Source organism: Devosia sp. Root436, from assembly GCF_001426345.1.
GTDB lineage: Bacteria > Pseudomonadota > Alphaproteobacteria > Rhizobiales > Devosiaceae > Devosia.
Genome location: NZ_LMEM01000009.1, coordinates 635,760 through 655,916 on the forward strand (window position 1 = coordinate 635,760; position 20,157 = coordinate 655,916).

Below are 20,157 nucleotides of genomic sequence, written 5' to 3' on the forward strand. Positions count from 1 at the left end.
TGCCATTTAAGTGAAGGGGGCCCGACATTGTGGTCTACGCCTGCGCTGTGCAGGCAGCAGACATCCACGAGCTAAGCCGTAGCGCGCTCGCCTCGTTGAACTAGCTTGTCGATCCTCACACAATTTCGACCGTCGCTCTTTGCAAGGTACATCGCACGATCGGCGCTTGTCAGTATTTGGTCCAATGTTACTCCGCTCGTCGGCACGTTGGCGATACCCACGCTGACGGTAATTTTGAATGCCATGGGCGGTATCGCAAGAGCGGCAATTTTTAGCCTTAGCCGTTCCGCCATCATCGTGGCATTGACCATGTCCGTATCAGGAATAAAGCAGGCGAACTCCTCGCCCCCAATTCGGGCCACCAGATCGTTGGCCCTCAAAACAGAACGACATGTTTTCGCGATGGCCCGTAGCGCTTGATCGCCCGCCTGATGGCCGTGGGTGTCGTTGATAAGCTTAAAATGATCAACATCGAACATCAGGAGCGCGGCATTCCGGCCATTTTGGCACAAATCCACAAGGGCGGCCTCAGTCATATCGACGAATGCTCTTCGGTTAAGCAAACCCGTCAACCAATCAGTTGCGGCCATATGGGCGAGTTTTGTCTCGAGAGCTTTTTGCTCGGTGATGTCGGCATGCGAAACGACTGCGCCACTTGGTGTGAGATTAGCCGCGTCGCGCTGATGCTCTTCGAGATACAAAGGGCTGACCCGCGCAAGATACCATCGCTCTTCCGTCGGAGAGTGGCAGGGGTATTCGAGCTGAAAATAGGCAACCTCACCATAAAGCACCGAGCGTATACCTTCGTAGAAGGCCAACGCTTCACTAGCCCCGTTCCCGATGGCCCTGCGGCATACTTCCAGATAGTTCAAGCCTATATCGGAAGGCTTTTCGTTGTTTGCACTCTCGCCAAACTCCCGCCAGGCGCGGTTCACCGCGATGATGGTACCGCCCTTGTCCAAGACGCAAATATGCGACGTCAGTGCGTCGATGACGGCAACGGCCAAACCTTCCGCGCTTTCGATTGCGCGCATCAGCCCTCCCTGAGACTACGGTCTCCCATAAGCTTGCCGAGTTTGAGCGAAAAAGATCAAAAGTGTCTGAAGGCGCGCCAAGCCAGATCAGACCTCAACTGCCCGTTTCAATTCGCTTACTGGTCTGTTGAACATGAAGAATCAGCTACGGCGCTGAAGGCGATCCATTCATCCTTCATCTTGGCAAATCATCGGCGAGCGATACGCCATCAGGGAAGCATGGATTGGCATTGCGTACAACGCGGCGGATCGGCATGACGGAGCCCAACGAGGAGTGGTCGCTTCTCTCGTTATGTTCGCAGGTCACGCATTCGAAAATCCGGCGGTGCAGCATAATGCTCAGAGCCACGCAATTTCGCAGCGTAGGCAAGTGCGGACAAGGATAGTAGCGCGGTATGCGCGGGGCGCTTTCACAAGCCCACCGAAAAGGGAAGCCAATCAGCGTAGCGAGTCCACTCTGGTCGGCTTCATGTAAGCGCGCACAACTGCCCCCGCTGGCGATCTGATCGGCGGACCAGCCGCAGCCATGCCGAGCATGGCTGCGGGATAGCCCCGTCAGGGATAGTGCCGGCATGGGCAACCTTCACCAGCGCAGGTGCCAAGCACGTCGGCATCCAGAGCGGGACCCGTATCAAGGAGTAGGCTGGGCGGACTTTGGGCGGGATAGATAACCTCAACATGCAAACGCTCATCTATGCGGCACTCGCTCAAGGTTCTCGTTGCCGACGCAGCACTCCCAGAGCAGGCCGGCCTTGTACCGCCAGGCCATTCGACCTTCATCGTCGAGGGCGAACAGGTGGAGCCAGCGATTGTCGAATAATACGCGGATTTCTGGGTGACGCTCCAAGATGCCGGTGATCACGTCGCGCGGAGCCTCGATCAGCACGGAAAGCCGCAGCGGTTCATGGTTCAGTTGATCGCCGTCGTGAACTGATTGCCACGGCAGTCCCGCACGCAGTAGTCCGCCATTGCCTTCTACAACGCCGATACCACCGGTGACATTATGGAGCAGTTTGTTGCCTGCGCCGAAGACGCCGGGCGCAACGGTCGAACCATAATATTGAAGGCTGATCCAGCTCGCGACAACCACCGGCGCCGTCAGGATCAGCTCCAGTACGCCAAAACCTTCGTCCCGCCGCCATTCATAGTCGTGGAGGAAGGCACGGCCCGCAAGATCACGCGCTGCTGTGCGCGACCGAGGCGCCGCAATAAAGGCCTGGCAGCCGGCAAGCGCCCATTCAGGACGTAGCTCGGCCCAATCGCGGGCGCGGTGGTGTATATCTTGAGCGCGATGGGCACGCGGCAGTCGCTGGGCACGCTCTGCCCGTGCCAAAGCGCCAGCCGATGCCAGCCAACTCTTTGCCTGGTCGAGAGTCTGAGCATGTGCTGTCGAAGGATGATCGGCGGCGTATACCGTAACGTCGTCCGTCGTTGTGTCGTGTAGCGCCGCCAGGAAAAGCGTATCCTCGGGAATATTGATGCCGCGCTCGGCCAATCCAACGCGCACTTCCCGATCGTTGAGCAGCGAGGCGAGCAACCGCGCGTTCACTTCGCCCGAATAGCCGCCGCATGCGCCGCAATGCAGCGCACTTGCATGGGGATTGTTGACCACATTGGAGCCGTGTCCGGCAAGCAGGACGAGCTTTGCGAAGGTCTCGGTGAGCGACATCGCTTTCAGCACATTAGCGGCCATGGTGAGCCGGGTGTTCAGCTCAAGCGCGTCGGCTGGGCGGGGCGCAGGATCGTTCGCCGCCGCATGGCGGCTCAGAGCCAGTCCGTCACGCAGGAGCTTACCAACATAGATCGGCCCGGTGGCCTCAACGAATGCGAATGAGGAGATGGCCGCAAGTTTGAAGCGGCCCCACGCGCGTTTCGCACGCGCCGTGATACGCGCGGCCAGATCCGCCCGTTCCGTTGTTGGCGCAGGCTCCCCCGAGGAGGTAAATAGCCCCGGCGTCAGCAGTACTGGCAGACGCGCCTCCACCACGTCTGAAGCAAAGCTGCGATGACCGATGCCCAGTCCGAAAAATCCTGCGAAGCCCAGCGTCCGGATACCGGGATCGAGACTTTCGAGGGCCCGGCGAAATACCTCCGACCGCACGTCGATGCAGAAAGCCATCTGGAGGACGGGGCGATCAGGCACTGTCAGGGTGGTTGGTCTTCGGGCGAGAAGCATCTGGAGCCGCCGCTGGGCGGCTCGTTCGGCAGCTTCCTGAAGAATGGCGTTGACGCCGTCGTCCAGGGTAGCGAGTACCGGCTCGGCGTAGGCAGCGATGGTGGACTGCCACTGCGGCCGGAGGGGCGAGCTGTATTGGCGCATTAGCGCCACGTCCCAGATCACTCGGATGGCAAGAAGGTCCGTTACGCTCGTATCGTTCGCGCCGCTGAGCTCCGCTTGCCAGAGCCGATGGCGCGCGATCTGACCCCACCCCCCGAGACCAGCAAGCAGCCGGTGGAAATAGCTCTCCAAAGCCTCCGCTGGGAGTTCCAGGCGCGCAACGCACTCGACGAGCGCAGCCTCGGCCGTCGCCGGCGCATCGGCGACGTACTGTGCGAACCCCGCAAGGCCGGCAATTTCGGGCGTCAGGTCGTGGATCGCGAATCCGTGCCATGCCGCATAGGCGCTAGGTGACTGCGGAAACGGCCAAAGTGCCTGCCCCTCGTCGAAGTACCCAGCCGCCCAATGACTAATGCGCTCATTGACGATGCCGGGCCAGTCGATCCCAGCTACATTGCGCGCCAGTTCAGCGACCGTCGGCACGGCATGCGACACTGCCCCTTCGACTTGAGCGGTCCGCTTAAGCGCAACAAGCGTGTCGGGCCGAAGCGCTGCAGGAGCTGCATTGAAGGCGCCCGCCAGATCGATCTCGGCGATGTCGCCGGAACGCAGCCGCTCCAGGTACCATGCCCGGGGCATGGTCAGCGCGATGCCGGCGACGCGCCGCAGGCGTGCCGCCGCGATGGCGAGCGGCTCGCCAACTTGCCCAAGGAACGGATTGACTGCCACGCTTGAGACGAGTGGCCAAGCCGGAGGAATGGCGCGCGCCGCGCGGTCTGCCGCCTTGATAACGTCAGCGGGGGACAGGAGCGCGGCTTTGGTTGTGGTCACCAGCATCGGTTTTATCCCTGCTTGCATCGGTTCACGACACCTTGCGAACGGACCAACCGCCCAGCACGCGATCGGTAATGGCGTTGACGTAAAGGCCGTTGGAAAGATGAACGCGCAGTCCTGTGACGGCGGGGTGCGAAGCCCAGTGCGGGAAGAGCGCCTGCGCTACTGCAACCAGCCCGAAACTCAGGACTGCGAGCGCCATCAGGGTCCATTCTAAACGCCCTGGCACCGGTGCCGCCGGCAGAACCTCCACCGTCAGCCATTCGGCCAAGGTTTGGAGCGTAAAATATCCAACCGCGGCGGCGCTGGCATAGATCGCGGTCTTGCGTGTTAGGGGCCGGGGCGCGGCATCGGCGAGCCCTTGGGCCAGAAGATAGGCGACACCGAAAATCAGAATAGTGCCAAGCGCAAGTGCCTGAGGCGACTTGTATTCAAAACCGAAAGCGAAGCCAAACGCCGCACCGATCCCAGCATAGATCCCAAGCCCGATCACGAAGGCTCGGCCTACGGCGTGCGCGTCGGGAACCGCGATCGGTCCTGGCCGGCGAATGGCCGCAACCTGCTCGACCGCCTCACCAGATGCCAGAAACGAATGTGCTTTATAAAGGGAGTGCGCCACCACGTGGAGCAATGCCAGGGGAAACAGCCCAAGACCGCATTGTAGCATCATGAACCCCATTTGCGCGACCGTTGACCAGGCGAGTGAGGTTTTGATCGCAGGCTGAGTGAGCATGACGAGCGCACCAAACAGCGCCGTAAAGCCGCCTACCATGGCCAGCACCGCGAGAACCCCAGGGGCCAAAAGCATTAAGTCGGCGAAACGGATCAGCAGAAAGCCGCCGGCATTGATCACACCGGCATGAAGAAGAGCCGAGACTGGCGTCGGCGCCTCCATAACCTCGGTGAGCCAGCCATGTGTCGGGAATTGCGCCGATTTCAGGACCGCCGCGAGCGCGAGTAGGGAGACGGCCATGACTATAAGCCCTGATGCATCGCTGGTCCGGGCAAGTGCATTAATCGTGGCAATGTCGGTCGTGCCGAACCTGGCCCAGATGAGGATTACTGCAACAATCAGTGCGATGGCGCCGATCGTCGAGAACAGGCGCTTCTTGCTGGCCGCCCGCTGCGCCGCCACACGCTCGGGATAGAACAATAGCAGACGGTGCAACGCGAAACTGGTCGTGATCCACGCCGCAACCAGTTGGAATAGATTTCCTGCCTGTACCAGAAGCAAGACGGCCGCAAGCGCAGCGCATAGCCACCCGATGAAACTTCCCTGCCGTGCTTCACCATCGAGATAGGTGCGCGCGTACCTCACCACGATCCAGCCGATGAAGGCGACCAGGAGAAGCATGGTCACGCTCACTGCATCAAGACGCGAAGACAGGCCATTGCCGCTCCAACCGATGAGCTCACTATCGCCGGCGCCACGCAAAACCAGGAGCGCAAGCGAGGCCATCGCGGTCAGCAGCGCGCCTAGCGCGGCACCTTCCGCGATGGCCGGCACCAGAGGGGGGCGGCGGCCATTACGCACAAATCCAAGAGTGGCCGCAATGAACAGTACGAGTGGTGCAAAAAGCGGGAGCAGATAAAGCGACAAGGCAGTACCCCAAAGTCGATTAAGGTCGGCCGTTGAGTATCATCGGTAGGATGGGGAAAAAAATTCATTGTTGACGGGAAATCGTTCTCTATTATCGAACGTTATGACCACACTCAATTACAACCATCTGCGCTACTTTTGGGCTGTCGCTCATGACGGCCAACTCACGCGCACGGCACAACGGTTGAACGTGACGCAGTCTGCGCTCTCCGTGCAGATCCGCAAACTCGAGGAACGCCTGGGTCATTCACTGTTCGAACGAAGGGGACGCCAGCTACATCTGACCGAAGCTGGACAAATCGTTCTCGACCATGCCGACGCGATCTTTGCCACCGGCCAAGAGTTGCTGGACACTCTGAGACAATCGGGCGCAGCGCGGCAGGCTTTGCGCGTCGGTTCACTCGCCACCCTGTCGCGTAACTTTCAGATGGAATTCCTCCGACCTGTACTCGGCAGGACAGATATCGACCTGATCCTTCGCTCGGGCAGTGCCGGCGAACTGTTACGCGCGCTCCAAGCGCTCAATCTCGACGTGGTGCTCCTCAATCAGGCGCCAGCAAATGATGCGCTGACCCCACTTGTCACGCATCGTCTAGCCGAGCGCTCAGTCAGTCTGGTGGGTACACCGGACCGTCTGCGAGACGCTGCGAATCTGGCCGATCGACTGCGGACCCACCCGATCATTCTGCCCATGGCGGACACCAGTGTGCGCATTGGCTTCGACGCGCTCGCCGACCACCTCGGCGTCCGTCCGCAGATCGTTGCCGAGGTAGAGGACATGGCAATGATGCGACTGCTCGCCCGCGAGGACATTGGGCTGGCGGTCCTTCCGCCCATCGTCGTCAAAGACGAGATTTCAGGAGGTGTATTGACCGAGGGCGATCAATTGCCGGGGATTTTCGAAACCTTTTACGCGGTCACTATGGCGCGGCGGTTCCCCAATCCGCTTGTGAGGGCGCTTTTGCAACCGCCGAGCTCCCCGGGATTTGTGTAGGCTCAGGCGCGCCCTGCCCTGTCCACGACAGCTCCAGGCGTCATGCTGGCATCGTCGACTTGCGACGATCCCAAAATGTGCATGACGCTTTGGCCTTGACCGGCTGCAAAGGGCTCTGTCAGCGCATAATCCGCATAGTTACGGAAGCTGCGTACACGCCAAAGTCCGTTCGGAGACGGCTCCGTCTTCAGCGATTTTGCGCGAAGCCCGCGCAACTCCCCAATATGCTCGTAACTGATCTGGTGTCAGCGCTGCGGGGAGGCTGTCGCCGTTGAACTGCGGATTTGTTCGCGAACGCGGCATCGATCTCACATCAACAACGGAATCAACACGGGACTCCCTGCAGATCGACGAATTCGGCAGTCGTTCTTGTGGAGTGGCCGATTGTGAAGAAGGTATTCGTGTCTGCCTCCACTAAGTGAGTGATAGCGTCTCGGCAGGCGCGCTGCCCGACACAGGCATCCCCCTCAGTTGCTGGAGGCAGTCTGCCAGGAGCGGCTCGTGACGCCCCAACTCAACGGCGTGATCTTTTGCAAGCCGCGAAAGGATGTCTCTTCCCTTGCTCGTGAGCGAGACAAGAACCATGCGACCGTCCACAGCGGACTTGCGACGCCGTACCAGCTTCATTGTCTCCAGCCGATTGACGAGTTGAACTGCACCATGGGGCAGCAACAGCATGTCTTCGGCGATCTGCTTGAGACTAGCCTCGGCCCTCTGCCGCACTTTGATACAGAGCATGACCTGATACTGCTGGGATGTGATGCCCACGGCGTTGGCGACGGAGTCGCTGTAGCTTAGAAACTGCCGGATCGCGAAGCGGAAACGCGCCAGGCTCTCGTAGTCAGGAGCCTCCTCAAGGGGACGCGCACGCGCGGCAGCCGAACCTGGATCGCGTTTCGTTGACATCACCGAATCTCCTCGATCGCACTTTTTCAGCGCGGGAGCCAGCCAGCAAGATCACGCCATGACCTAATTTACATCACGGCGTGATAAATATTTGAACCTTGTCGTGGCCGCTGTCGTTGCTCTGGTGCAGCGACGGAGTGCACCCAAATGTTTAAACGCCCCCGGCCATTGGCAATCCTGGTTAGCGCGGTTTTCGCTTTGAGCGGCATCGCCCTCGGATCTGGGGGCATTTGGCTTATCTCGCTCGGGGGAAGTTGGTATTATTTCCTCGCCGGCGTCGGCTTGCTGGCCATCGCCGTGCTGGTTTGGCGGCGTGACCCACTGGCCCTTTGGGTGGGCGGTGCAGTGGTACTTGTCTCACTGGTCTGGGCCTTGGTTGAGGTTGGGCTCGACTGGTGGCAGTTGCTGCCGCGTGGCGACTTGATCGTCATTCTCGGGTTGCTGCTGGCTCTACCATGGGTGGTCCGCGGCCTTGATCGGGAACGACCAGACAGAACACGCAAAATGGGGTGGATGGCCCTTGGGGGCACGCTGGCCGTTGCTTGTGTGATCGGTATTGCCGCGTTTATCTTGCCCAGCAACGAGCTCAATGGGCAACTGCCGACTCGTCAGGCCAGCGTCGTGGACAGCTCCGTTCCAGATGGGGACTGGCAGGCTTACGGGCGCAGCAATATGGGGCAGCGCTATTCTCCGCTGTCCCAAATCACGCCGGAAAATGTCGGTAAGCTGGACGTGGCGTGGACTTTTCACACCGGTGACGTGCGCGGAAAAGGCGATCCCGGCGAAACCACCTACGAAGTGACTCCGCTCAAGATCGGCGACACGATCTACCTCTGCACGCCGCATGACCTCGTCTTTGCCCTTGACGCCGAGACCGGCGAGAAGAAGTGGTCCTTTGATCCCAAGATCGTGCAGCCCGCGGCCAATGATACGCAGCACCTGACCTGCCGCGGCGTATCTTATGATGTCGGCGGCCGCACGATCGCACCCTCTGCCTCTGCCACCACGACGCCGGCATCGCCAGATTGTGCGCAACGGATATTTCTGCCCACCGTCGATGCGCGCCTGATCGCACTGAGCGCCAAGACGGGAGCCGTGTGCCCCGGCTTTGGCGGGGCGGATGGGACAGTCGATTTGTGGCAAAACATGCCCAACGTTACTGCCGGCTCGTACTATTCCACCTCGCCGCCGCTCGTGACCTCGCATCTCATCATTGTGGGTGGCGCGGTAAACGACAACGTCTCAACCAGCGAGACCTCCGGAGTCATCCGCGCCTTCGATCTCGATACCGGCGAGCTGGTCTGGAACTGGGACTCGCTCAACCCCGAAGCAACGGCTCCGATAGCGGCCGGGCAAACCTATTCGGTCAACTCGCCCAACAGTTGGAGCGTCTCCAGCTACGACGCCGATCTCGGCCTCGTCTATATTCCCATGGGCAATCAGCCGCCTGACCAGTATGGCGGCAATCGCAGTGCCAATGCCGAGAAGTTTTCTGCCTCGATCGTCGCGCTCAATGTGGAAACCGGCAAGCTGGCCTGGGTGTTCCAAGCCACGCACCATGACCTTTGGGACATGGACGTGCCCGCCCAGCCGAGCCTGCTAGACCTGACGATCGGCGGGGCACAAGTCCCGGCGCTGGTCGCGCCGACCAAGCAGGGCGAGATATTCGTGCTCAACCGCAAGACCGGGGAACCGCTGCTGCCCGTGACTGAAGAGCCGGTGCCACAAGGCGCAGTGGAGGGTGATCATACCGCGCCGACCCAACCATTGTCGGCACTCTCGTTCAAGCCCACGCCGCTCACTGAAGCGTCGATGTGGGGGATTACCCCATTTGACCAGCTGGCCTGCCGCATCGCCTTCAGATCGTTGCGCTACGAGGGCCGTTTCACGCCGCCATCCACGGGCGGGACGATCGTCTATCCCGGCAATTTCGGCACCTTCAACTGGGGCGCCGTCGCCGTCGATCCGGAACGTCAGGTGGTGTTCGCCATGCCGGTCTACCTGGCTTTCACCTCGACCCTGGTGCCACGTTCAAATGCCGAAGAACGCGTCGTCACCGACCCGAACACTCCCGCCTTCAACGAGAACTTCGGCGCCCCCTATGCCGCAAAGATGGGCCCGTTCCTCAGCCCGCTGCAACTCCCGTGCCAGGCGCCGCCATGGGGCTACGTTGCTGGAGCCGATCTGACAACCGGGCAAATCGCCTACCGGCACGTCAACGGTACCGTCCAGGATCTCTCCCCGGTGCCGGTTCCCCTCAAGATGGGTGTCCCCGGTATCGGTGGGCCGATCATCACCAAGGGCGGCGTCGCCTTCCTGTCGGGCACGCTCGACTACTATGTCCGCGGCTACGATCTCGCCACTGGCAAGAAACTATGGGAGGCCCGACTGCCTGCTGGTGGCCAGGCCACCCCGATGACCTATTGGTCCGATGCCAGCCAGCGACAATTCCTGCTGGTCGTAGCGGGCGGGCATGGTTCGACCGGCACAGAGCCCGGTGACTCGATCATCGCCTACGCCCTCAAGAAATAGGGGGCACGGTTTGAGGCCTGCTGTCCTATAGGACGGCAGGCTCGAAATTTGGACGAGCGCAACGATAATGGCGATATCTCCCGACAATGGCTTCGAACCCCTGCGGGCCAGCCTGACTGGGGCTGACGACACCCTGCGACGCGACCATTGGTTAGTGCCGCAGCCCGGAATCGTGCCGCGCATCCGCATCGGCAAAAGGTGGGTGAGCACGCTCTGGGCCTTGCCGATCGCCGCCGCAGGCCTGCTTTGCCTGATCGCGCTGGCGCAAAGCCTGCGCGAACTTCCGGGAGTCGCCGAGTTCATTCAGCACCATCCCGGCGTCGCTCAGGCCACGCCCCCGGTCAATTCGGGCTTCCCCTGGTGGCTGCAACTGCAGCATTTCCTCAACATGTTCTTCATGCTGTTCATCATCCGGTCCGGTCTGCAGATTCTCGCCGACCATCCGCGACTTTACTGGAGGCGGGACTGCACCCCCGGCAGCGAGTGGTTCCGCTTCCAGCGCCCCATACCCAAGGGCCGGCTCTGGACGTCAAAAGACGATTCGGTCTCTTTGCCCGGCTGGCTGGGGATACCGGGCTTGCGGCACACTGTGGGATTGTCGCGTTGGTGGCACTTTTCCGTCAACATGCTGTGGGTGATCAATGGCATCCTCTTTTACGCGCTGCTGTTTGCCACCGACCAATGGCAACGGCTCGTGCCGCTGACCTGGGAGGTTTTTCCGTCAGCTCTGTCGACCGCCATCCAGTACGCCTCGCTCAACTTTCCCGTCGATCACAGCTGGACGCGCTACAACGGCCTGCAACAACTCACCTATTTCGTGACCGTCTTCGTCGCCGCGCCTGTCTCGATCCTCACCGGGCTCATGCAGAGCCCGGCTATCTCCAATACGCTTGGCTGGGTGGGCAAGGTCTTTAACCGCCAGGCAATGCGTTCGCTGCACTTCATCGCCTTCGCGTGGTTCGTCGGCTTCATCGTCGCGCATGGAGCCCTGGTCTTCATCACCGGCCTTCGGCAGAATACCAATCATATGTTTGCGGGCGTCGACGACACATCGTGGCGCGGCTTTCCGCTCTTCGTGCTGGCCATGGCAATCCTGGCCGTTACCTGGGGCATCGCTTCCCCCTTTACGGTGCGACATGCGCGGTTGGTGCAACGGTTCGGAGCGGCGATGGTCGGCAGTCTGATAGGTCTGGGCGACCGGTTACAGACACGCTCACAGCTCACGGCGAAGGATATCTCGCCCTATTTCTGGTCGAATGGCACGTTGCCGACCTCGCCGGAATACCGCGAACTTGAGGCTGGCGGTTTCGCAGCCTACCGCTTGCACATTGGCGGACTGGTCGAAGCGCCGCAACTGCTGTCTCTGGCTCAGTTGAAGGCAATGCCGAAACAGACCCAGGTCACCACCCACTTTTGCATACAGGGCTGGACGGGTGTCGCCGAATGGGGAGGCGTGTCGATGCGTCAGGTCATCAAGCTGGTCAAACCCAGGCCTGAGGCCCGTTATGTCGTGTTCTATTCATTTGCCGCTGGCGCAGATGGTGGGCGCTACTATGATGTCCACACCGTCCAGAACATGCGCCATGAGCTGACAATTCTGGCGTACGAAATGAATGGGGAAGCACTGCCTTTTGTGCACGGCGCACCGCTCAGACTGCGCTGCGAAAACGAACTTGGCTACAAAATGGTCAAGTGGATCGTCGCCATTGAGTTCGTGCACGACTTTGCCGATCTCGGTGCCGGTCGGGGCGGCTACAACGAGGATCACGAATTCTACGGCTATCGCGCCTCGATCTAGGCGCAGGGCAGAGCTGTCGCCAAATCGAGCTGCTGCCGAGTGCCTGCAGGATCTCAATCAGCTCAGGCGCCATCTGTCTCACCTTGCGCAAGTGCACAACGCTGAGGGCCGGAGCGATATCTCCCCCTTTGCTGACAGGCCCGTCTGCTTCTGAGCCGACAATGCGAAATGCAGACACAGGCAGATTGCCAAGACAGGGGTCGGGTGAAGGAAGCCGCCTCAACTGGGTGCTAGCAGACTTTTTTAAGGTCTAAGGAGCACTTTAGGCAGCGTGGGCCTCCCACTCTCAGGACTTCGTAAATGACTGAAAAATCTGGATGCGCCGGTTGTCGGAATACCGATCCAGGCGCTTTCGAGATCCCATTCACCATGGCCTTCCAGCCGATCGTTGATCTCAGCAAGAACCTCATATGGGGCTATGAGGCGCTTGTGCGAGGTGTCGACGGCGAGAGCGCATGCCAGGTTCTAAGCCAAGTCAATGACCAGAACCGCTATGCCTTTGACCAGGCCTGCCGGGTCAAAGCCATCGAACTTGCCGGAGAGAACCTGAGCCTGGACACCTCTACCAGGCTGTCGATCAACTTCATGCCAAACGCCGTCTACGAGCCCAAGGCCTGCATCCGGGCGACCCTGGCCGCCGCTGACCGCGTTGGGTTCGACCCGAAGCGCCTGATGTTCGAGTTTACCGAAAACGAGCAGATGTCCGATGTCTCGCATGTCAGCCATATTGTCGACGAGTATCGCAAGATGGGCTTCTACACAGCTCTCGACGACTTCGGCGCGGGATACGCCGGATTGTCGCTACTTGCGAAATTCCAGACGGACCTCATCAAGATCGACATGGAACTCGTGCGAGACATTGAAAATTCCCAAAGCCGCCGAGCAATCGTCAGAGGTATCGTGGGAATGTGCAATGAACTTGGTATTGCAGTCTTGGCCGAGGGTGTCGAAACCAAGGACGAAGTCCTGACGCTGCGGAGCGCTGGCATCGATTTGTTCCAAGGCTACTATTTTGCTCGTCCTTTCGTCGAGCGCTTCGTTGCAGCCAGCGACATCAACACGCTGCAGGTCGGCAAATGAGCCGTCAGCCTATTTCCGGCCAGCAGCTGTTCGATCGAAAGCTCGATCCATCGACTCAAGCGTTGACGCTTGCTGACGTTCGCAGGCCTGATACTCCCCTTGTGTACGTCAACTCCGGTTTTGAGAAGATGACGGGCTATACGCGAATGGACGCAGTTGGGAGAAATTGCCGTTTTCTCCAGGGTCCGGAAACAAGCGCAGAGGCGGTGACGCAAATGCGGTCGGCTATTGCCGCAAACAGGCCTTTGATCATTGACGTGCTGAACTACAGAAGAGACGGAAGTGCTTTCTGGAACCGGCTCTCATTGACCCCCGTCAAGGGCGTCGATGGTCAAGCAACACACTATATCGGGATACAGAGCGACATCAGCCGCATGCGCGCACTGCATGACCGTCTTCACGAGATTGCTCTGGATCTTGCCCGTGCCAATATCCTGGCGTTGGATTAATTCCAGACAAGATTGGGGAAGACCGTTTCGTCTCGTCGCATTACGAGGCAACCAAGATGACTGCCAAATCCTCGAACACCAAAAAGCCTGTTCCCTCAACGATCCGCCGTCTCAACGAAGAAACCGAAGGCATCGCCGACGAAGACCTTAAGGACTTCGTGGACCTTTTAGCCACGAACATCCGCACAACTTGCCGTCGGCTGGAAATCGAGATCCCCACACCGGCCGGGCGACCGAGACACCTTCGTCCGCTAGCATGACCGGGTGAACGGAACTAACGTGCGTCATGGCAAGGCAACCTGAACGATCAGTTGCGCCGAGTTCTCTCACCGCCTCGGGTGGGTAGCCCGAGACCAGGACCCGGCGGGATCAACCGCAATAAAAAACCCCCGGTTTCCCGGGGGTTTGAATGGTAGCGAAGCCCAGATTTGAACTGGGGACACACGGATTATGATTCCGTATGTCTAGGGGTGAAACGCCGATCCGGTGACTTTCAATCCGGGTTGTAAGTCCCGGAAAACCTCGGTTCTGTTAAGGATGACGCATAGCACGGCTTGCCCGGCCCGTCCTAGTGCGCTCTGGTGACCCCGTCCTAATCCCGTCCTAGCCGGTTGCCCATGCCCACTATCGACATCAATGCCCGCACCGTCGCGAAAGCGATCGCCGACGCCAAGCCCGGCGCCAAGCAATCCGAGATATCGGATAGCCGGGCCCGTGGCCTGAAGCTCCGGATCGGCGCCCAGGGTGCATCATGGCAGTATCGCTATGAGCAGGCCGGCAAGGGCGTCCGATTCGACTTGGGTAGCGTCCACGACTGGAGCCTGGTGGAGGCGCGGGAGCTCGCAGCCGATGCCGCGGCCCACCGGCGCAAGAGAGGCACCGTCGACGCCGCCTGGATGGAGACGATGCTGGTCAAGCACGGCAGGAAGGGCGAGATCCAGTTGCCCGTGAAGTCATGGGACTGGGCGACGGCACGGACGGACTACCTGGCGGACGTCGACCGGACGAAGCGCATGAAAACAGCGGCCAGCTACCGGAACTTGCTGACCAATACCCCTGAACTCGAGCGGTTCGCCGAGCGCGCCGTATCGACGATCAGTCGGCGGGAGGCGGCGAAGGCGATTGCCGACATCCACGCCCGGGGCGTCGAGGCCCATGCCGAACACGTGGCCGCTGTCGTGTCGGCTTTCTATACGTGGCTCGGTGACGACGCCCGTGCAGATGACACCGGCATTGAGCCCGGACACATGCGCGGGCTTCGGGCGCCGCAGCGGACTGCGAAGAAGGAAGTAGCCAAGCCGGCGGTGAAGGCCAATCGGTATGCACCGCCAATGCACGAAGTCGGTCGGCTGATGGCCATTGCCCGCAGCGGCGCCATCAACGAGCGGATCGGCCTGGCTATTCAGCACATGTGCTTCACCGTCCAGCGTATCACCTACATCGTGCACGCGCGTATCGACGGTATGGAGGCGGCCCTTACACCGGACGAAGGTCTGTGGCGCATGGAGCCGCAGCACCGCAAGACGGCTGAGAACAGGAACGACACCACGGATCACGTCGTACCGTTGCCGGCACCGGCCTGGGCGGTCGTCCAGCGGGCGATGACACTGACGGAAGATCTGGACCACCACCGCCTTTTCCCGGGCTTCCGGCCAGCCAAGGCAGGCGGCACGGTCGACGCCATGGCGGAGAGCGCGGTCCAACACAACATGACGTATATGCCGGGCATCGTCGCCAGGCCGCACGATCTCCGCAGGTCGTTCACGAAGTTCGGCCAGTCTAAGTTTCGCTGGGGCATCGAAGGCAGCCGTTCGATCCTAGATCACAATGAGGGTTTCGCGACCGATGACGTGACCGTCCATAGCTATTTGCATGATGGTATCGGACCGAAGTGGGACATCATGCGCAACTGGGTCCAGTACGTCGAGGAAGCCACCGCCGAGGCCATCGACTTCGACAAGCGTCTGCGCGATGTCGAGTGGCTGTCGGACTTCATTGCCCGGCGCCGGCATGAGATCAAGACCGGGTATCGGAAGGGCGTCAGCCTCGCCAAGATACCGCCCACAGACCTGGCGCGTGGCGATGTAATGATGGAATATTAGTATGCCATCGTGACAGCGCCAATTATCGCGACCTTAATCGGAAGCCAACAGCCTGTGCAATCGCCGAGATTTGGGGCAGTCTCCCGCTGCGACAACGCGGGGGGAAATGACGATGCAGGCGCCGAGATCCCGGACCGGAAGACTGGTCTTGCTGGCAGTCATCGTCGCCCTGGTAGTTGCCCCACTGTGGGCATGGCTGCAGGCCCGACCCTTCCCGCCCACCGCCTGGTATGGCTACACGCTCGCCCGGGGGGACGTAATCAGCTTCGAAGCCGGTGAGCCCATCCAGTATACCTTGGATATGGAAATGGGATCGTCGCAGAGCGAGTTCGATACATACATGAACCGATGCGACCCAACGAGACTGCAGACGTCCATCGTCGGGCAGGAATACCGAGGCTTGATGCTGTGCAACGCGGCAAGGCTGAGCGAATTAGATTTCGCTGCTGCCGCCCGGTTTTTCAAAGCTGACGTCGACGAGATGTATGGCCGGTATATCGCCGAGTGGGTCTGGGCCATCGGGCAGCGGCTGGCGCTCATGCTGGGCGTGATCCTGGCGACCTTCCTCGCGGCCAGGGCGTTCCGATGGGTCCGAGCCGGCCAGCCTACGTAGATTATATCGCGACATGAAAACGGAAGCTGAGGGCAGTTGGCTTCCAAAACGACGTTCCCTTTTCGACAAGCCGCTTGTCGAAAAGGATAGTGCTTGCAATCGCTTAGAACCGCCTCCATGCTCGATCCGTGACCTAGCGCCGATTGGGGTTGTGAAGGTCCGCAGGTCAGGAGTGACGTGATGACAGATACCCCCGATACTCGAGAACCCTATCTGCCCGGCCTGTGTGGCCTTCAGTGGCGACCCGATGCCGCTGGCGGCTATGTCGCCGATACCGATGACGATTTCGTCCGCATCTTCTTCGACTGGAAGAGAGCGCTCACTGAGATCGGCTACGTGTTGACGAAGGCCAACGGCAAGTGGATAGCCGGCTTCAGGCCCGGCATGGCCGACAAGACCGCAATTCTGGCGACGCTCCTGCGGATACGCGAGCACCAGCTTGAGAAGCTGGGGGTGCGGCCATGAGCAAGTCCGATCCCCGTCAGCTCGACCTGCTCGATTATCTCAAATACGATGCACACAAGGAGGGGTATCCCCTACGTCAGCGCCTGATCGCAGACGGCTTTGCCCACGACTATTCACTCCAACTCAACCGAGGCCTGATGCACGATGACGGCGAAGGGGTGGTCAACAGTCGCCTTTGCCGCTCTCCCGTCTTCTATGAATGCGTCGACGGGCATGAACGAGTTGTCCTGCGCCATCACAAGCTCGCCTTCCAGCCACTCCCGACAGCATTGCTGAACAAGGGTTACACACTCGAATGGGCGGCACCTTCTCACCGGCACACCATGGATGGGCAGCGAATGCATGCGGCTGATTTGGCCACCGACAAGCACCTCGCTGAGCTGGTCCGGACCGCCTACCTCACCACCCGTGAGCGGGTCTATGACGCCATCGCGTCGAACTTGTCTCACATCCTGTCGGCGAAGAATGCCAGACGTTTGATGGTCTGGATGCAGGAGACAGATCCGAGGCATGAACCGAGCGATCGTTCCGCAGCGGTGCTGGCCACTGGAATGCTGCTGATCTCCAGCGGCAACTTCGTGCAGTTCGACGACCGGAAGTATAGTGTCCGCGCTCGCGCCTGGGCGGCACTCCATGCCCTCGAAGACGGGTGGGTGAAGCGCAAGGGTCACCTTCTCAATGTCACGGCGGAAGGCCGCGCGCGGCAGTTGGAGACGGCATGACCATTGCCCTCGACCGCCGCATGCGCGAATCTGGCCCGGACTTGATTCCGGGCCGGAGACCACGCATGCCGTTCGATCGCGACTACACTTTTGGCGAGGACGTCGACCGGGTTTTCCTCGACGCCCCTTCCGCGAGGCTTTCCAGGGCGCTGGAAAACAGTCAGCGCAATGTGCAGAAGTGGATCGCGGGGCACGAAGGCTCGCCGCCGCACGCCCGTGAGTTCATAGCTGACCAGCTTGCCCGCATCGAGAAACAGCCTGTCCATCCATATCTGGCGATGCGCGGCGAGGCGCTGAAACTCATCGACGATGAGGGCCTGCACCCGGAAGTCGTCGCCGGCTACCTGAGCAAGCTCTACGACGAGATTACGAACAAACCGATTCGTTAACCTGATCCTGGACCCGGCCTCGACAGGGCCGTTCCGGTCATCTACATACGCCGCTCGAATTCTTGGTTCGTCCGCTGCTTAGGCGGGGACGCGCCGTCGATTGGGACGAAGATGATGACCAAGCCAGAGGCCTCTCGGGCCAAGCCCAGCCATATTGCCGACCTCAAGAAGTGGCGCCAGCGCGAAGAGCTGCTGCTCGCCGGCAAGGCGATGCCGACGCTCGCCGATAGGCGCACCGGCCATTCCCCATTTCACGGATCCGCGCTGCTGGATTTGCGCCAGTTCTGCACGATGACCATCGGGCGCGATCAGGAGACGCCGGAATGCCTGCAGAGCCTGCAGTCCTGCATCGACGTGCCGACTGCAAAGTCATGCTGGAGCGCATATCAACTTGGCGTCGCCAGCGAGGACACCAGCGAGACGCTGCTTTGGCACGCGGCGATCCGCGGGCACCGGCATGCCGTTCGGCGTCTTGTCGAGGACGCCCTGCAGGACCGGCGACACCACGACCCGATCGGCTGGACGCATTTTGTCGCCCTGGCTCTCGGGCTGACAACAGTCGGCCTCGAGGACGACAGCACGACCGAATGCGAGCCCTTCCCCTACCTGCTCGAACGCGGGATGGCGGCGATGCAGTCGATGGGCAGCCACATCGAGACGCTCGAACTCGCTGCCGACGCACTCGACGACACGGAAGCCGAAGCGGAGACTGGGATGGTCGGCGCCCTGGCAGCGATGAAAGTCGCCCAGGCGGAGGCCCAGGCTGACGCCGAAGCGGTCGAGGCGATGCTTGAGGATCGCGCGGAGATCCGGCGAGATCCTGCGCTGGTTGTCATCGACGCCGATCCGGATATCAAGCAGCCCAGCTCGCGCGCGGACGTCTGGAAGGCGTACAGACTGATTATCGGCCAGCCCCTGCGCCTGGTCAGCACGGCTGCCGTGCCGGCGGCGCGGACGGACCTGCACGCTCGCTATCCGCACATGCATGCCGAGATCGATGCGATCCTCGGGACGCAATCCGCCCTGCAGTCCCTGCGGCTGGCGGTGCTGCTTGTCGGCAATCCCGGCAGCGGCAAGACGACCTTCGCCAGGGAGATGGCGGACCGTCTTGGCGTGCCGGCGATGACGTATTCCTGCGCCGGCGCCAGCGACGGGGCATTCGGCGGGACGTCCGCGCAGTGGAATTCGGCTCGTCCGGCGACGCCGCTGCAGCTCGTCGGACGGACGCGGACAGCGAACCCGCTGATCGTGCTCGACGAGGTCGACAAGATGGGCACGGGCCGGAACAATGGGTCGCTTGCAGACACCCTGCTGACGTTCCTCGAACCGGCGTCCAGCCGGGTGTTCTTCGACCTGGCGCTGGAGCAGCCAGCCGATCTGTCGGCGGTCTCCTACATCGCGACGGCCAACTCGCTGGAGGACGTGCCGGCGGCGCTCAGAGATCGCTTCCGGATCGTCAGGATACCGGATGCCGGTTTCGAGCATGTCGGAGTCCTGAGCGAGCGCATCATCGCCGATCTCGCGCAACAGCGTGGGCTCGATCGGCGCTGGATCGAACCGCTGGCTCAAGACGAAGTCGATGTCGTCCGGCAGGCCTGGCGAGGTGGTTCGCTCCGGACGCTGCAGCGCATCGTGACCAGGTTGATCGACGGGCGGGAAGCCCTGATGGGGAGGGCGTGATGGTTATCTATGATCAAGACCGCTTTCTCGCCGCGTCCATGTACAGGGTCGCCCTGGGCCAAGTCATCCGCCTGGGCGACGCGAACGCCCAGGCGCTGGCCGAGGCCGCATTGGCGGCGCCAGGACCGCTGACGATCCGCGCCCTGGTCGCCGCCGGCTTTGGTCAGCCCTGGCTGGCGTCGGTTCGCGATGCGCTGGCCGAAGTGGGCATCGCGGGATCGGATGAAGTTTTGGGAGGCATGGATGTCGAATGAGTTGATGATTGCCGACGCCCGGCGCCGGCACGTGGACGCCAAGGCCAAGCGCCTGGAGACGGTCGGCAGCGTGATCCCCGTCGACTGGGACCGGGCCGTCGAGGCCGCCTGGCCGACGATATGGGGAGCCTACAGGTGCGGGCTACCCGGCGGGTGGGTCGACCTCGTCCTCGCCTTTTCCGAGCACCTGGCCGAGATTGCACCCTTAGTGTGGGTCGAGGACAGCAAAGAGAAGTACGGGGGCATGAGAGTCGACCTGACGGGTGACCTGACAGAGGAGGCCCAGGCGCTGGCTGAGGTCTATGAGAGCCTGTCGGAACACGTGTGCCAGGACTGCGGTGAGCCAGGGAGGCTGCGGGAAGACCGAGCGTGGTATGCGACGCTGTGCGACCGGCATGCTGTGGTCCGGGAGCCGACGTGACATGCC

18 protein-coding genes are annotated in these 20,157 nt (G+C 61.1%); 14 read left to right on the top strand and 4 right to left on the bottom strand.

Annotated elements, in window-relative coordinates:
* Positions 1-71 precede the first annotated feature (71 nt).
* The 3 genes from ASD04_RS08000 to ASD04_RS08010 form a co-directional block, all read right to left on the bottom strand.
* A complete protein-coding gene (locus ASD04_RS08000) occupies positions 72-1,034 on the bottom strand; it encodes a sensor domain-containing diguanylate cyclase (protein ID WP_056255106.1) in 963 nt (320 codons plus the stop codon).
* 688 nt (positions 1,035-1,722) lie between these two features.
* Entirely contained in the window at positions 1,723-4,149 is a 2,427-nt protein-coding gene (locus ASD04_RS08005) for a DUF2309 domain-containing protein (protein WP_056255109.1), read from the bottom strand.
* Positions 4,150-4,174: 25 nt separating this feature from the next.
* Entirely contained in the window at positions 4,175-5,746 is a 1,572-nt protein-coding gene (locus tag ASD04_RS08010) for a proton-conducting transporter membrane subunit (protein WP_056255112.1), read from the bottom strand.
* 103 nt (positions 5,747-5,849) lie between these two features.
* Here ASD04_RS08010 and ASD04_RS08015 point away from each other — a divergent pair, with 103 nt between their 5' ends.
* The gene (locus ASD04_RS08015) at positions 5,850-6,740 is read left to right on the top strand and encodes a LysR family transcriptional regulator (RefSeq protein ID WP_056255114.1); all 891 of its coding nucleotides are present in this window, start codon (positions 5,850-5,852) and stop codon (positions 6,738-6,740) included.
* A gap of 414 nt (positions 6,741-7,154) precedes the next feature.
* Here ASD04_RS08015 and ASD04_RS08020 read toward each other — a convergent pair whose 3' ends face one another.
* On the bottom strand, positions 7,155-7,646 hold the full coding sequence (locus ASD04_RS08020) for a MarR family transcriptional regulator (RefSeq protein ID WP_056255117.1): 492 nt from the start codon (positions 7,644-7,646) through the stop codon (positions 7,155-7,157).
* A gap of 147 nt (positions 7,647-7,793) precedes the next feature.
* Here ASD04_RS08020 and ASD04_RS08025 point away from each other — a divergent pair, with 147 nt between their 5' ends.
* The 13 genes from ASD04_RS08025 (at position 7,794) to ASD04_RS08080 (ending at position 20,151) form a co-directional block, all read left to right on the top strand.
* Entirely contained in the window at positions 7,794-10,178 is a 2,385-nt protein-coding gene (locus ASD04_RS08025) for a glucose/quinate/shikimate family membrane-bound PQQ-dependent dehydrogenase (protein WP_056255120.1), read from the top strand.
* Positions 10,179-10,245: 67 nt separating this feature from the next.
* Positions 10,246-11,976: a molybdopterin-dependent oxidoreductase gene (locus ASD04_RS08030; RefSeq protein WP_056255122.1), complete on the top strand. Its 1,731-nt coding sequence runs from the start codon at positions 10,246-10,248 to the stop codon at positions 11,974-11,976.
* Positions 11,977-12,276: 300 nt separating this feature from the next.
* Positions 12,277-13,056: an EAL domain-containing protein gene (locus ASD04_RS08035; protein WP_056255125.1), complete on the top strand. Its 780-nt coding sequence runs from the start codon at positions 12,277-12,279 to the stop codon at positions 13,054-13,056.
* Entirely contained in the window at positions 13,053-13,505 is a 453-nt protein-coding gene (locus ASD04_RS08040) for a PAS domain-containing protein (RefSeq protein WP_056255128.1), read from the top strand. The genes ASD04_RS08035 and ASD04_RS08040 overlap by 4 nt, the downstream gene beginning before the upstream one ends.
* Positions 13,506-13,561: 56 nt before the next feature.
* Complete coding sequence (locus ASD04_RS19375) at positions 13,562-13,765, top strand: hypothetical protein (RefSeq protein WP_156461158.1); 204 nt, start codon at positions 13,562-13,564, stop codon at positions 13,763-13,765.
* A 357-nt stretch (positions 13,766-14,122) separates the two neighbouring features.
* Entirely contained in the window at positions 14,123-15,607 is a 1,485-nt protein-coding gene (locus ASD04_RS08045) for an integrase family protein (RefSeq protein ID WP_056255130.1), read from the top strand.
* 148 nt (positions 15,608-15,755) lie between these two features.
* Entirely contained in the window at positions 15,756-16,220 is a 465-nt protein-coding gene (locus tag ASD04_RS08050; RefSeq protein ID WP_156461159.1) for a hypothetical protein, read from the top strand.
* 180 nt (positions 16,221-16,400) lie between these two features.
* Positions 16,401-16,685: a hypothetical protein gene (locus ASD04_RS08055; protein ID WP_056255136.1), complete on the top strand. Its 285-nt coding sequence runs from the start codon at positions 16,401-16,403 to the stop codon at positions 16,683-16,685.
* The gene (locus ASD04_RS08060) at positions 16,682-17,407 is read left to right on the top strand and encodes a hypothetical protein (RefSeq protein WP_056255139.1); all 726 of its coding nucleotides are present in this window, start codon (positions 16,682-16,684) and stop codon (positions 17,405-17,407) included. The genes ASD04_RS08055 and ASD04_RS08060 overlap by 4 nt, the downstream gene beginning before the upstream one ends.
* Complete coding sequence (locus tag ASD04_RS08065) at positions 17,404-17,796, top strand: hypothetical protein (RefSeq protein ID WP_056255141.1); 393 nt, start codon at positions 17,404-17,406, stop codon at positions 17,794-17,796. Before ASD04_RS08060 ends, ASD04_RS08065 begins: the two co-directional genes overlap by 4 nt.
* Before the next feature lie 114 nt (positions 17,797-17,910).
* The gene (locus ASD04_RS08070; protein ID WP_056255144.1) at positions 17,911-19,476 is read left to right on the top strand and encodes an AAA family ATPase; all 1,566 of its coding nucleotides are present in this window, start codon (positions 17,911-17,913) and stop codon (positions 19,474-19,476) included.
* Entirely contained in the window at positions 19,476-19,730 is a 255-nt protein-coding gene (locus tag ASD04_RS08075; RefSeq protein WP_056255147.1) for a hypothetical protein, read from the top strand. The genes ASD04_RS08070 and ASD04_RS08075 overlap by 1 nt, the downstream gene beginning before the upstream one ends.
* Entirely contained in the window at positions 19,720-20,151 is a 432-nt protein-coding gene (locus tag ASD04_RS08080; protein ID WP_056255151.1) for a hypothetical protein, read from the top strand. The genes ASD04_RS08075 and ASD04_RS08080 overlap by 11 nt, the downstream gene beginning before the upstream one ends.
* The last annotated feature ends 6 nt before the right edge of the window (positions 20,152-20,157 follow it).